At 53.9% G+C, this 14051-nt stretch carries 10 protein-coding genes; 8 read left to right on the forward strand and 2 right to left on the reverse strand.

Annotated features, from left to right (window positions below):
* The first annotated feature begins 259 nt into the window (after positions 1-259).
* Positions 260-1375 carry a hypothetical protein gene (locus BMY01_RS15305; RefSeq protein WP_074748986.1) on the forward strand — a complete coding sequence of 372 codons (1116 nt, stop codon included), beginning with the start codon at positions 260-262 and terminating at the stop codon, positions 1373-1375.
* A 426-nt stretch (positions 1376-1801) separates the two neighbouring features.
* Entirely contained in the window at positions 1802-2077 is a 276-nt protein-coding gene (locus BMY01_RS17590) for a hypothetical protein (RefSeq protein ID WP_139176950.1), read from the forward strand.
* 234 nt (positions 2078-2311) lie between these two features.
* Here BMY01_RS17590 and BMY01_RS15315 read toward each other — a convergent pair whose 3' ends face one another.
* Positions 2312-2590, reverse strand: a complete 279-nt coding sequence (locus BMY01_RS15315) for an MliC family protein (protein WP_081353971.1) — start codon at positions 2588-2590, stop codon at positions 2312-2314.
* Between the two features lie 676 nt (positions 2591-3266).
* Between BMY01_RS15315 and BMY01_RS15320 the strand changes: the two genes are divergently transcribed.
* The gene (locus tag BMY01_RS15320) at positions 3267-4424 is read left to right on the forward strand and encodes a glycosyltransferase family 4 protein (RefSeq protein WP_074748988.1); all 1158 of its coding nucleotides are present in this window, start codon (positions 3267-3269) and stop codon (positions 4422-4424) included.
* A gap of 7 nt (positions 4425-4431) precedes the next feature.
* On the opposite strand, the gene BMY01_RS15325 is transcribed toward BMY01_RS15320, so the two are convergent.
* Entirely contained in the window at positions 4432-5586 is a 1155-nt protein-coding gene (locus tag BMY01_RS15325) for an NAD(P)/FAD-dependent oxidoreductase (protein WP_074748989.1), read from the reverse strand.
* A 438-nt stretch (positions 5587-6024) separates the two neighbouring features.
* Between BMY01_RS15325 and BMY01_RS15335 the strand changes: the two genes are divergently transcribed.
* From BMY01_RS15335 to BMY01_RS15360, 5 genes are all read left to right on the forward strand, one after another.
* Positions 6025-6963, forward strand: a complete 939-nt coding sequence (locus BMY01_RS15335; RefSeq protein WP_074748991.1) for a 2-hydroxy-3-oxopropionate reductase — start codon at positions 6025-6027, stop codon at positions 6961-6963.
* 24 nt (positions 6964-6987) lie between these two features.
* Complete coding sequence (locus BMY01_RS15340; RefSeq protein ID WP_074749002.1) at positions 6988-8445, forward strand: FAD-linked oxidase C-terminal domain-containing protein; 1458 nt, start codon at positions 6988-6990, stop codon at positions 8443-8445.
* Between the two features lie 49 nt (positions 8446-8494).
* A complete protein-coding gene (glcE, locus tag BMY01_RS15345) occupies positions 8495-9589 on the forward strand; it encodes a glycolate oxidase subunit GlcE (protein WP_074748992.1) in 1095 nt (364 codons plus the stop codon).
* Positions 9590-10939: a glycolate oxidase subunit GlcF gene (gene glcF, locus BMY01_RS15350; RefSeq protein ID WP_074748993.1), complete on the forward strand. Its 1350-nt coding sequence runs from the start codon at positions 9590-9592 to the stop codon at positions 10937-10939.
* 399 nt (positions 10940-11338) lie between these two features.
* Complete coding sequence (locus tag BMY01_RS15360; protein WP_074748995.1) at positions 11339-13669, forward strand: DNA translocase FtsK; 2331 nt, start codon at positions 11339-11341, stop codon at positions 13667-13669.
* Positions 13670-14051: the final 382 nt, after the last annotated feature.

A 14051-nucleotide genomic window follows, 5' to 3' on the forward strand; every position in this document is an offset into this window, starting at 1 on the left:
AATTGCAATCCGATGTAATTTTTCACGATGAAGGAATCGAGACGGGTTGTTTATATAATACAAGTGTGGAAGCTTTTTAAGCAGTTTTCATGCCAATAAAATATTAGTATTGGATATCAATTGATTAAGGGATATTCATGAGGCTAACACATTCAGCTGTTAATCAGCTCGACAGTAGATTCTTGTTTTCCGCCTTAATTTATTACTGCTTGGGGTGTAGATACGGTTACCGATACTCAAGAGATGAATTCCGTTTGCCATGCGCTACCCAAAATTACGTGACCGGATAGCCAGTTTTCTCGATATCCCCGTTCATATACCATCGCCTGTGAATTACGGTAACGATTTGCGTACCAAGGTAGATGGTGGTTTTCTGCATGTTCGAAGTGAGCGCACAGAGCTTATCCTCTCCCCTGAAGCCTTGGGCACTGTTTTTCTATTACCCGCGATTGCCATGCGTCGGCGTCTTGTGGGCGGCGCATGTGATCCTGTGTGGTTAGGAAACACGGAGCGGATCCTTGAACAGGTTAATGAGTGGTGGGGGTGGCAGGAGATTCGACCTGGCTTTGCACCAGGTAACCCTGGCCAGCCAAGCCGGAGTGTTGGGTTAGCGTTCAGCTTGGGGGTTGATTCGTTTTATTCCTGTTTTTTTGCCGATCCCCCTCCTAATCTTTTAATTCTGGCTTCCGGATTTGATGTTCCCATAGAAAGAAAAGATATTCTGATACCAATGTGCAATTCATTGGCCACAGTAGCCGAGGTATCTGGAAAAGACTGGACGGTGATTGAAACAGATCTGAGAAAGCATCGCCTCTTTCGGAGAGTATCCTGGGAAGCTTCCCATGGGGCCGCAGTCGCATTTTTGGGGCATCTGTTGCAGGAACATATCGGTTCTTTGCTTATTTCCTCGAGCTACGATCAGAACCATTTAGGTCCCTGGGGTTCACATCCTGATCTTGATCCTTACTGGTCCTCCAGTCGGCTTTCAGTCAGAAGCATAGGCCATGAAGTTTCCAGATCAGAAAAGATAAGGCGATTGGTAAATCATCCTGTTGCGAGATCACTGATGAAGGATCATTTACGCGTATGCTGGGAATACCCATCGTCACTGGGAAACTGTGGTTATTGTCATAAATGCGTATTGTTGCGCATGACTTTGCTTTGGTTTGCACCAGGTTTAAAGCTTCGTACTTTGCCGGAAGATATACCTCTAGTTCAGGCTATTGAGGCGCTACCCCCATTACCAAACGATTTATCACTTAACTTCCGCAGGGAACTGGTAGGTCATCTTGATCCCCCTGTGGATAGAGCGCTGCAGAAGCTGATTCGACGCTCAGAAGAAAGTATTAAAAAGATAACTCACGGCAGTCTTTAGTAGAAAACCTGAACTACCTACCTCGGCTCATCAGTATCTGATGTTTCTAGCTGACTATGTATATGTAGCAAAGAATTCCTTGTGCGTTGCCCACACCCGCGATTACGATTGATCGGAGGCGCGTAAAGTATCCCAAATTCATCATGGATTTCTCCCTGCAAGTCTCTGGTAGTTCCCTTTCCAAGAAGAAATTGCACGAGATTAGCTTGACGTTCGTTTAGGTGTACGTGGCTTAACGCACGAATGATTTACAGCGTTGCTTATCATTTCCTTACAGCAGATTCGCTGGGTTAGCATGAGGCATGACATGAAAAACACTATTCTCTTAACAAAGATGGCGCGATCAATGCTCGTTACGGGCTTGGTATTGGAATAACAGGTGCCGCGTATGCACAAGGTGGCGCAGGCGGTGCAGCGGGCGGCGTAGTGGGCGGTGCAGCAGGCGGGGGAAGTGCTGAGAGTGGCGCCGGTAGCGGTGGCATGGTAGGCCAGGCTGGTCCCGCTACCAGTGGCGCCGCTACAGGCCAGGCTGGCAGCGAAATGTCTGGCATGAGTAAAGAATTGCCTGGCTTGGGAAAAGAGTCTCCCCGGCGTGAGCAGGGTGTTCCCGGACTGGGAAGCTCTGTCAAGCCCCGAGGGGGCGCTGCCGCTGGATCGAACAGTCCCCCAGGGGAGAACCCCCCATCTGTGCCAAGATATTAAGTTTGTCGCGGATGTTTTCGGACGTTTAAATCTGACTGTATCAAAAGGGAACCCTTTTGATACAGTGAAACTGGGAACAGCGGTGGGACTTGCCTACCGGTACCTGGAGGTTTGAGGGTTTGTAAACATTGCTCTGGATGCTCATCTAGTATTACTGTTCTTTACATCTCTCGACTATTCCCCCTGTTGTACCATCGCTTTCATGACGAAAGAGCGTGCTCGTCGAGCCTGCCCCTATGCCTTTCGTCCACCATTCAAGACCCAACCGACATAGCGTGCGCCGCTTGCCGAAATGGCGATGGTCATCTCGCGTGATGTGTCTGCATACCGTACGATGGCGGTTGTACCCGGGCGATAGGCGGCGTCAATGCTATGGCCGCTTTCGCACCGATAGGAAATACTTTTCCCGGCAGCAGCGGTTCCAGACGCAGCAGACGTGCTAGCCGGAGAAAAATGTCCACAACCGGTTATGGTGATCGCCAGGAAAGAAATAGTGTGCAGGAGAATTTTCATACGCCTGCTCTGACTCCTGGGTTCAATACCTGCGCACCCTCTCCAAAGCTCCCCGCTCACTTTTCCTAATCAACTAAAGACCGAAGAAGTTTACCTTAGCCTCACTAAATGAATTCGTTCAATAAATGCCTTCCCGCGGCCTCTCCTTCCACCCCATGGAATAGTTCTCCATATCGCCGAAAGCTTTGCTATCCCATCGGTGTATAGCGACCCGGTAGCACCGTTTTGGGAGCACCTCGTGCTCAAGAATGGGTAGATTTAATCCACAATTCATTGTCGAAGGTTCTTACACTCAATGATAGAGATATGCCTAAATCTTCTTTTAAGTCTCTCTGTTTTATGCATTGATAATGCATGGCATAGTATTTGCTTGGATCAATGGGGAATCTAAGGAAGATTTTCTGATGTGCTTACAGGAAAGGGAAAAATAAAAAAACAATCCTTCATGGCCCTGGCAGCTGCGGGCACTGTAATGCGCGCTACAGCTTGGAAGGCAAACTGATTGATCCTCCCATCGATCCTGACGGTACGCCCCCCGGAATGCGATGCTTACTTACCCTGTTACCCTCGATTGATACCCTCGGGGGAAACATCAATAGGCATTCAGGCAGCCCATGCGCCGATGGATTCCTGCCATTAAGTCTGTTTGTTCACTTGCAGTTGAGTTGAATCGATCATGATAAAAAAAGAAAAGTACAAGACAATCATAATGCTCGGAACATCGCCTGAAGCACATGGTGGAATCGCGACTGTAGTCGGCAACTACCGAGATTGCGGTGTGCTGAAGAAATGGAAGGTCAAGTATATAGTGACGCATGTGCAGGGTTCGGGATTTGCAAAAGCATGTGCGGCAGGAGTAGCGATACTACAGTTACTTTACATGCTGGTTACTGGTCGGATCGGATTGCTTCATGTGCACATGTCTTCAAGAGCAAGCACATGGAGGAAGTCACTTTTTCTGCTGATGGGGATGATGTTTCGGGTCCCGTATCTCATTCACTTGCATAGTCCGGATTTTGTTGATTTTTTTGAGCATGAGTGCGGAGAACGTAGAAAGAAGTTAATCAGATTTCTGCTATCGCGGGCGCTATATGTTATTGCCTTATCCCAAGGTTGGGCTAAAGATATTAAGAAGATTTCTCCTGCTACACGTACAGTAATTCTTTTTAACTCCGTACCGCTACCTACTGCGATGTTACGTGAGAAAGAGATAGACGAAAGTAGCAGCGAGCTATGTGATCCTCCTCTTATATTATTTCTTGGTCAGGTTGGTAAGCGTAAAGGTACATTTGACCTGATTCGAGCGGTAGCGTTACTGAGCGAAAACTTCAGGTTAATTATCGGGGGCGATGGCGAACTACAGCGGGCACAGATGTTGTCGGAAGAACTGGGTGTCAGTGACAAGATTCTGTTTGCGGGGTGGCTTGGTAAAGCAGAAAAAGATCATTTGCTCGCTCGAGCGGCTATCTTTGTACTTCCTTCATACCACGAAGGGGTGCCTATGGCGATCCTGGAAGCGATGTCCTGGGGGGTTCCCATTGTAACTACCCCTGTTGGAGGCATACCCGAGGTGGTAACGGAAGGACAAGAGGGCCTACTGGTAAACTCTGGTGATATCGTAGGACTCGCACATGCGTTAGCGCGTCTGCTTGCTGCGCCATCACTTCGCCGGGAATTCGGAGAAAGAGGAAGGCACAAGATCGAGTCCAAGTTCTCTATAAAGGTTCTGCAACCGCAATTGGAACAGTTGTGGGTGGACTCGGGTATGCCGGAGCCGGAGCCAGTGATGCAGGGAGGGGAGGTGCCTGCCCCTGAGATTCAGCCTAAAGTATGATCTCCGTCTACTCCATTACCGCCGGCAGCTCGGCAGCCAGTGCATTCTTTTCCTTGGTTGCCGCCCCTAGCAGGGCATAGCCGAGTAGTTTGCCCTCGGCGGCTTTGTACAGGGCCTTCACGCCGCTTTCATCTTCCTCCACTAGCCATTCGCCCTGCGCGCCGGCGGCGGGCGGTGAAACGACTGCAGGGCAGGCTGGCGTTTTAACCAGGACAGGCATCGCCGGATAGCGTATCGGAGTGGGTGTTTCAGCGAGAGTCGATGCAAGCCCGCGGGCGGCGTGCATGATCGGCATGACGAAGGGTAAAATTCTGCCTTCCACCTCCGCACAATCGCCTAATGCGTAAATATCCTCATTGTGCGTCTGCAAGGAGCGGTTTACCACTATTCCGCGGTTTACCCCCAGCCCTGCAGCCTGGGCGAGATGGGTGCGGGGGCGCAATCCGACGGCGGAGAGCACGATATCGGTCTGCAGCGTTTCCCCGTTGGCCAGAGTCAGGTGAAAACTTTCATGGATCCGTTCCACGTATTCGGTCGTGGCGCCCAGGTGAAAAACGACACCGGCAGCTTCGAGCCTGCGCTGCATGAAAGCACCTCCAGTCTGGGGCAGAAGCCGACCCAGCGGGTGGACACTGATATCGATTACCCTTACCCGATAACCTGCTGCCGTTAGATCATTCGCAAACTCACAGCCGATCAGGCCGGCTCCAAGGATGGTGACATCCTTTTTTCCTCCCAGGGCGTCGCATAGCCGCTGGTAATCCTCCAGATCGTTGACCGAAAGAATGTCTTTCGCACCTTCTCCTTCCAGCGGCAAGCGGATTGGATCGGCTCCCATGGCCAGAACGAGTTTGCTGTAGGAAACTTTCTCTCCATCCTGTAGAGTTATTGTTTTGCTGGATGGATCAATAGCGCTTACGCGGCTATAAGGCCGAATTGTCAGCTTAAGCTGCTCGGCCATTTTCTCGGCGCTCGCGGTGACTATGGAAGCAGGTGTTTTGCCTGTCGCCAGGGCATTCGAAAGCATCGGCTTGGAATAGAAACCGCCGTGATCCGCGGAAATGATCAGAAGGGGCGTTGTAGTATCCAGTTTCCGGAATTCCCGTGCGACCGTGTAGCCGCCAAGGCCGCTGCCAATAATGACGATTGGTGGTGTGCTCATGCTTGAGTTTTTGCCCTATTGACGTTGCTGCTCGTACTGCAACGTGTTGCTGAGGCTGCTCCGGTTTCGATTCGCGCTGCGTTCAATGCTTCCCTGTTGGGGACCGTATCGCCAGGGACGATACGGTAAGAGTTGCTACGATATTTTTGAAATGCAATCATTCTGCTCCAGGGTGGATTTCTCCAAAATGTCGATTTGATTTTTGATGTGCCGGAAAATTCCAGTCTGCCCATGATGCTTTTGCTCCAGAGCATGGAGAAAAAATTTGAGACGAATATGCTCATGTTTACTGCCATTTCCATCAGATACCGAAAGTTTACACCAGACCAGCTTAGACTCATGCGAAAATCGGGGCAGAAAACGAGGAGCGAAGGTGAATAATCACTGACACAGTCAGTACACAGGCACGGGTATCACAGTCAGTACACAGGCACGGGTATGACGGGCAGAACGAAAATTGGTTTCATCGGTCTTGGCATCATGGGTAAGCCGATGGCGAGCCATCTGATCAGGGGCGGTCATGCCTTATTTCTGCATTCCCGCAGCGGTGTGCCGTCGGAATTGCTCACGCAGGGTGGGCAAGCGTGTTCTTCACCGGCTGAAGTCGCGCAGAATGCTGACCTTATCATTACCATGCTTCCGGACACGGGTGATGTGGAGCGGGTGCTGTTCGGTGATAAGGGAGTTGCGGAGGGATTGAGCACGGCGCGAAGTAAAGGCGGGATCGTGATGGATATGAGTACTATCTCGCCAGCTGAGACGCGGAAATTCGCGGCTGAAATCAATGAGCTTGGGTGCGAATACGTGGATGCTCCCGTTTCAGGGGGAGATATCGGCGCTCGAAACGCCACTCTCACCATCATGGTGGGCGCCACTTCTTCGGCATTCGTGCAGGTGAAGCCGGTTCTTGAGTTAATGGGTAAAACGATAACCCTGATCGGTCCCAATGGCACGGGCCAGGTTTGCAAGCTTGCCAATCAGATCATCGCCGCGCTTACTATCGAGGCGGTGAGTGAAGGTCTGTTGTTTGCCTCAAAAGCGGGTGCCGATGTGCGGAAAGTACGCCAGGCGTTAATGGGCGGTTTTGCCTACTCCCGTGTGCTGGAAGTACACGGAGAGCGCATGATCGAGCGCGCGTTTGAGCCCGGATTTCGCGTCGAGCTGCATCAGAAGGATCTGGGTCTTGCTTTGTCCAATGCCCGTACATTGGGTGTGAGCCTGCCAGGTACGGCGACTGTCCAGGAATTGCTGAATGCGTGCATTGCGCACGGTGGTGCCGCATGGGATAGTTCGGCAATGGTACGGATGCTGGAAAAATTGGCGAATCATGAGATCGAGCCCCCGGAAGGCTCGGACGATAAATCATGGGTTGAATGAGTTGAATTGGCGGCAATGAACCGTATGAACAACGCCCTCGAACTTGTAAAAAAGCTTCGAACCTTTCTGCCTGCGGAATCGGTGCTGCATGAGACCGAAGACGTGAGGCCGTATGAGTGCGATGGCCTCTCCGCTTATCGGCAAACGCCCATGATCGTGGTGCTGCCGCGGACTGAAGATGAAGTGGCAGGAATTTTAAAAGTCTGCCATGCACTGAAGATTCCTGTGGTCGCCCGCGGGGCGGGCACTGGCCTCTCCGGCGGTGCCTTGCCGCACCCTCAGGGGGTGTTGTTGTCGCTGGCGAAGCTGAAAAACATACTGGGGATCGATCCGGCAGGGCGTACGGCAAGGGTGCAGCCAGGCGTACGCAACCTCGCGATCAGCGAAGCTGCGGCCCCTTACGGACTGTATTACGCGCCTGATCCTTCCTCCCAGATTGCCTGCTCTATCGGGGGTAACGTAGCGGAAAACTCCGGAGGCGTGCACTGCCTGAAATACGGGCTGACCGTGCACAATATCCTCAAACTGCGTGTTTTGACCATTGAAGGCGAAATTCTCGAAATTGGTGGCAGCGGTCTGGATGCCCCCGGCTACGATTTACTCGCGCTCATGACAGGCAGCGAAGGCATGCTGGGTATCGTGACCGAGGTGACAGTGAAACTGACCCCCCGCCCGGAGAAAGCTCAGGTCGTTCTGGCGGCGTTTGACGATATCCGCGATGCGGGGAACGCGGTGGCGAATGTGATCGGCGCCGGTATTATCCCGGCCGGAATGGAAATGATGGACAAGATTACGACCGGGGCAGTGGAAGAGTATGTTCACGCCGGCTATAACATCGAAGCGGCTGCGATCCTGTTATGCGAATCCGACGGTGCGGAAGAAGAGGTGGCGGAGGAAATCGAACGCATCAACGAGATTATGCGGCAGAGCGGCGCAACGGAAGTCAGGACATCCCGCGACGAAGCCGAGCGCGTCAGGTTCTGGGCGGGACGGAAGGCTGCTTTTCCTGCCGCAGGCCGGGTTTCCCCTGATTACTATTGCATGGACGGCACCATCCCGCGCAAGAATCTCGCAAGTGTTCTTGCGGGAATCGAAGCGCTTTCTGCTGAGTATGGGCTGCGTTGCATGAATGTCTTTCATGCGGGTGACGGCAATCTGCATCCGCTGATTCTTTACGATGCCAATCATCCGGGAGAGCTGGAATTGACCGAGGAATTCGGGGCAAAAATACTGAGGATGTGCATAGAGGCTGGGGGGACCATAACCGGCGAGCATGGCGTTGGCATTGAAAAAATCAACCAGATGTGTTCTCAATTCAAGACTGGGGAACTGGAAATGTTCCACGCGGTAAAAGCGGCTTTTGATCCTGAGAGCTTATTGAATCCCGGAAAAGCCATACCTACCCTGCGGCGCTGCGCCGAGCAGGGAGCGATGCACGTGCATCGAGGCAAAGAGAAATTCCCCGAATTGCCGAGATTTTGAAGTCATGTCCATTTCATATATTCCTCATCGCCTGACAGGCTGACGCAATATGCAGGAAATCGTTGATCAGCTTGCGGCGACCATTCGCGCCGCTGCGGCAAGTAATGCGCCGCTATGTATCCGCAGCGGCGGCACGAAGGATTTTTATGGCCAGCAGGACAAAGGACGAGATGGCGCGCGCGGGAGCATTCTCGATCCCACAGCTTATGCGGGTATAGTGGATTACGAACCCACCGAACTGGTCGTGACGGCTCGGGCGGGCACCCCTCTGATGCAGTTGGAAACCGAATTGAATGCCCGTGGTCAGATGCTTGCGTTTGAGCCACCGCATTTCGGGATTGGTGCCACCCTCGGCGGCTGTATCGCGACGGGGTTATCCGGACCACGCCGCGCCTCAGCAGGAGCCGCACGAGACTTCGTGCTGGGGGTGCGCATGCTCGATGGCAAGGGAGACGACCTGAGTTTCGGCGGCCAGGTAATGAAGAACGTGGCTGGCTATGACATCCCACGTTTAATGGCAGGTTCCCTGGGCACATTGGGATTATTGCTGGAAGTTTCCCTGAAGGTGCTTCCCCTGCCGGCAGAGGAGCGCACCCTGCGTTTATCGATGAATGAAGCCGAAGCCATTGAGACAATGAATCGTTGGGCAGGCAAGCCGCTGCCGGTTTCGGCAACCTGTTTCTGCGACGGTGAACTCACTGTAAGACTGTCCGGCGCAACTTCCGCCGTGCGTGCGGCGCGTGCGGTATTGGGAGGAGAAGAGATTGCCGAAAGTTCGTCTTTCTGGAAGTCGATACGGGAGCAGGCCCATCCTTTTTTTCGATCAGGAAAGCAACTTTGGCGCTTGTCTATTAAATCGACCACCGTTCCTCTATCCTTGCCTGGAAAACAGTTGATCGAGTGGGGCGGTGCGGTGCGATGGCTTTCCGTCGATCCAGAGATGGATAATGAAACTGTGGAGGCGCTTGTCCGCAAGACCGCGAAGGATGCCGGGGGGCATGCCACCCTGTTCCGTAGTCAAATACCCGCTGCTGCTGTGTTTCATCCGCTTCCGCCGGTCATGATGAATATTCACCGCCGGCTCAAGGAGAAATTTGACCCGATGCGCATTTTCAATCCGGGCCGTCTATATCCCGAACTATAAATGCAAACCAATCTCGCTGATTTCATCAAGGATACTCCCGAGGGCAAGGAAGCTGAGGCAATATTGCGAACGTGCGTTCATTGCGGTTTCTGCCTCGCCACCTGTCCGACTTATCAATTACTGGGAGACGAACTCGACAGCCCGCGCGGGCGCATCTATCTGATGAAGCAGATGCTGGAAGGCGAGCCGGTGACGGAAAAGACGCAATTGCATCTCGACCGCTGCCTCACCTGCCGCGCTTGCGAGACAGCCTGCCCATCGGGCGTGCGTTACGGTCATCTGGTGGATATCGGCCGCGGCATTGTCGAAAAGAAGGTGGGACGCAGCCTTGCTGCCGGAAGCATGCGATATGTGTTGCGGCAGGCATTGCCGAATCCGAGCCTGTTTGCATCGCTGTTGAAAGTGGGCCGAGCTGTCCGTCCGTTGCTGCCAGATGATCTGAAGGATTCGATCCCTGCTGCACCCATGGAAGAAAGCCGGCCACTTCACGCTGCTCGGCATGAGCGCAGGATGCTCGTGCTCCAGGGCTGCGTTCAACCGGCACTGGCGCCCAATATCAATGCTGCGGCCGCACGTGTGCTGGATAAGCTCGGCATATCACTCATCAGCGCTCCGGATGCGGGGTGTTGTGGCGCAGTGTCTTACCATCTCAATGCCCAACAGGAAGGATTGGATTACATGCGCCGCAATGTGGATGCGTGGTGGCCCTATATCGCGCCCAAGCCTGAAAAAGAGCCGGGAATGAAGCCGGGGACAAAGGGGCGGGCAACAGAAGGAGCAAAGGAGGAAACAAGGGGCGTCGAAGCAATTGTCATGACTGCGAGCGGCTGCGGCGCGACCGTGGAGGAATACGGTCATCTTTTGCGCCATGATCCCGCATACGCGGAAAAAGCCGCGCGCATTTCAGAATTGACTAGGGACATCAGCGAGATCGTGGAAGCGGAGATGCCAGCGCTCGTTTCTCTTCTCAGTAAATCGACTGCCGGCAGGGAAAACCCCAGGCAGAAGCTCGCATTCCATTCTCCCTGTACTTTACAGCACGGAATGCGCATCCGGGGTGTCGCGGAGAAGATTCTGACTGCTGCCGGGTTTGATTTGACCTATGTGCCGGATGCGCATCTTTGCTGCGGCTCCGCAGGGACCTACTCGATTCTGCAGCCGGAGTTATCGCAGCAGTTGCTGAAAAACAAGGTAGTAGCACTCGAATCGGGCCATCCGGACCGGATCGCCACCGCCAATATAGGTTGCCTCATGCATATCCGCAGCGGAGCCGCACTGCCAATCGAGCATTGGATCGAGATACTGGACGAGATACTTGAGGCTGCTCAGCTTGGCACGATTGAAGATTAGCTTTTCAATGCTTCTATCAGGAACTTCTTTCGTGCGCGCTGAGCGTATCGAGGCCGGATTCTCGACTCATATCCTTTTTTCTCGCCTTCACCCTGAGTCCCTTGTTCCCGTTTGCCCTGAGCCTGTCGAAGGGGGCGAGCCGCGCTCGTGATATGCCTGTCGAAGAGTGGAACGGGGATGAAGGGCAGGCGTACCAGAGGTACGCCGAACTTGCGAGGAAGTTTTTTCGGAAGTGACCGGCCAAAAGTGACCAGCCTCAAGGAAGGAAGATTTATTCCAATGGGATAATAAGCGAGGTAGGAGCCCTCCTGTTGCTTATTCCGCTGTAGTGGTTTTATTTTTAACCCCCCATCCAACTCTTATATAATCCATGTTGTTACCGTTCCTGCTGCTATATCCATGAGCTTCGTCAACAAGCCAATGGCAAAAAAAATCAGTCCCGACCCTTTGCCGCCCAGGGTCGTTCGGCTCCTGCGGGAGTCGGCGAGTCTTGCCTTGCTGGGTGTGGCGCTCTATCTGGTGCTGATATTTTATGGGTATGAGCGCGCCGACCCCGGGTGGTCGCACAGTGGCGATGGGCCTGCGCAGAATCCTGGCGGCATGGTAGGGGCCTGGCTGTCCGACCTGATGCTGTACTTGCTGGGTGTTTCTGCCTGGTGGTCGGTGCTGTTTTTCCTTTTCCTGGTATGGTGGATGTATCGGCGCATCGATGGAAGCATATTTGACCGTCGCCCGTGGTTTGTTTCGATGGTCGGCTTTCTGCTGTTACTCGTTGCGAGCAGCGGGATGGAAGCGCTGCGTTTCTACTCCCTCAAGGTGGTTTTACCGCAGATGCCGGGAGGAGTGCTGGGTTTCCTGCTCAGTAAGAGCCTATCCCAGGTACTGGGCTTTACTGGCGCAACGCTGGCACTCCTGATATTGATTGCAATCGGTTTCAGTTTATTTACGGGGTTATCCTGGTTGCGCCTGGTCGAGCAGATAGGCGCCTCGATAGAAGGTTTTTTCCTGCTTATCTGGCGCAGTATAGAAAGCGTCTTCCTGTTTATCGGCCGTGGCTGGCGGAGCAGGCAGGATCGTCATGTAGGCGCCGTTTCCGCCATCAGGCGCGAAGAGCTGGTGGAAGTGGAAAAAAAGCGCCTGCTGGAACATCCGCCTTTACACATTGAACAACCGGTTGCCGCGCTCCCCAAACCGCGCAAGGTGACCAGGCAAAAGCAGACTCCGCTTTCTTCTGACCTGCCTGATCCCACTTTGCCGCCGTTACGCCTGCTCGATGAACCGCCAAAGAAAGAAGTGGAAACTCTGTCGACGGAAACACTGGAATTCACTTCCCGCCTGATCGAGCGGAAACTGATGGATTTCGGGGTAGAGGTCAAGGTGGTGGCGGCATATCCCGGTCCTGTCATTACACGCTATGAGATTGAGCCTGCCGTCGGCGTGAAGGGTAACCAGATCCTCAATCTGGTCAAAGACCTGGCGCGATCTTTATCAGTGGTAAGCATTCGTGTCGTCGAGACCATTCCAGGGAAGACCTGTATGGGTCTGGAAATTCCCAATCCCAAGCGGCAAGTCGTGCGCTTGTCTGAAATTCTCAGTTCACAGGCTTATGCCGATATGGGATCGCCCCTGACCATTGCCCTCGGCAAGGATATAGGCGGGCATCCGGTAGTGGCGGATCTGGCTAAGATGCCGCATTTGCTCGTCGCGGGAACGACCGGCTCGGGCAAATCCGTGGCGATCAATGCGATGTTACTTAGCCTGCTCTACAAAGCTGCGCCCGAGCAGGTGCGTCTCATTCTGGTGGACCCGAAGATGCTTGAATTGTCGGTATATGAGGGCATTCCACACCTGTTGGCCCCAGTGGTGACCGACATGCGTCAGGCAGCCAGCGCCCTGCGCTGGGGTGTGGCCGAAATGGAACGGCGCTACAAGCTGATGTCAGCGCTTGGTGTCCGCAACCTGGGGGGCTATAACCAGAAAATTCGCGAGGCGATCAAGAATGAGAAACCCATCCTCAATCCGCTGAGCCTCACCCCGGAAGCACGGGAACCGCTGGAGGAGATGCCGGTGATTGTCGTGGTGATAGACGAACTGGCGGATCTGATGATGGTCGTGGGCAAGAAAGTCGAGGAGTTGATTGCCCGGCTTGCCCAGAAGGCGCGTGCGGCGGGAGTCCACCTGCTTCTCGCCACTCAGAGGCCATCCGTGGATGTGATCACCGGGCTTATCAAAGCCAATATTCCGACACGCGTAGCTTTTCAGGTATCAAGCAAGGTGGACTCGCGCACAATCCTGGACCAGATGGGAGCGGAAGCCTTGCTTGGACAGGGCGACATGCTTTATCTGCCCCCTGGAAGCGGGTATCCGCAACGGGTTCACGGCGCTTTCGTCGCCGATCAGGAAGTGCATCGGGTCGTGGAGTATCTCAAGGAGCACGGCGAGCCGCGGTATGTAGAGGGTGTGCTTGACGCATCGGATGAGGAAGGCGGGGGAGGCGGAAATGGCGGAGTAGCGGGACAGGAAGGCGGCGAGAGCGATCCGCTTTACGATGAAGCTGTCGCCATCGTGCTCAGATCTCGACGCGCTTCCATCTCCCTGGTGCAGCGGCACCTGCGCATCGGTTACAACCGGGCTGCGCGGTTGATTGAAGAAATGGAGCGCGCAGGTCTCGTCTCGGCCATGCAAAGCAACGGCAACCGGGAGGTCCTGGTTCCTCCGCGGAACGAATAGAATAGAAGGGTGCCGTCGAGGACGGTGTTGGCAATGGGATCAAGTCGAAGGCAGGATGGGGCGGAGGCGATCAGCCATAACCCGTTGTTACTGATTGGTTGCGCTAAGCTCTACCCATCCCACAGCTGGATTACTGAACGGAGCGCGGGACAAAATCATGCGGCTTGGCAAGAAGCAGGGAGCTCTGCCGCCCGCCATTACACCATCAGGTAGTAAGTGCGCTGGATGGCTCAAATGATACCGCCCGTTCCCCGACAGGAGAACGGGCGGCTATGCGTGTGTCAGCGAGTCAGTCCTAAAACGCTTTGTCGTACGGTACGATGCGGTTGTTGAGGATGACTTTGCTCTGGCCGTTCCAGACGACGTCCGTCAGGTTGGAGTA

Source organism: Nitrosospira multiformis (genome assembly GCF_900110185.1).
Taxonomy (GTDB): domain Bacteria; phylum Pseudomonadota; class Gammaproteobacteria; order Burkholderiales; family Nitrosomonadaceae; genus Nitrosospira; species Nitrosospira multiformis_A.

Bases quoted from the DNA above. Each gene is read 5' to 3' on its own strand.
- BMY01_RS15305 (WP_074748986.1), top strand. From the start codon at position 260: ATGCGCTACCCAAAATTACGTGACCGGATAGCCAGTTTTCTCGATATC.
- BMY01_RS15315 (WP_081353971.1), bottom strand. From the start codon at position 2,590: ATGAAAATTCTCCTGCACACTATTTCTTTCCTGGCGATCACCATAACC.
- BMY01_RS15320 (WP_074748988.1), top strand. From the start codon at position 3,267: ATGATAAAAAAAGAAAAGTACAAGACAATCATAATGCTCGGAACATCG.
- BMY01_RS15325 (WP_074748989.1), bottom strand. From the start codon at position 5,586: ATGAGCACACCACCAATCGTCATTATTGGCAGCGGCCTTGGCGGCTAC.
- BMY01_RS15335 (WP_074748991.1), top strand. From the start codon at position 6,025: ATGACGGGCAGAACGAAAATTGGTTTCATCGGTCTTGGCATCATGGGT.
- BMY01_RS15340 (WP_074749002.1), top strand. From the start codon at position 6,988: ATGAACAACGCCCTCGAACTTGTAAAAAAGCTTCGAACCTTTCTGCCT.
- glcE (WP_074748992.1), top strand. From the start codon at position 8,495: ATGCAGGAAATCGTTGATCAGCTTGCGGCGACCATTCGCGCCGCTGCG.
- glcF (WP_074748993.1), top strand. From the start codon at position 9,590: ATGCAAACCAATCTCGCTGATTTCATCAAGGATACTCCCGAGGGCAAG.
- BMY01_RS15360 (WP_074748995.1), top strand. From the start codon at position 11,339: ATGAGCTTCGTCAACAAGCCAATGGCAAAAAAAATCAGTCCCGACCCT.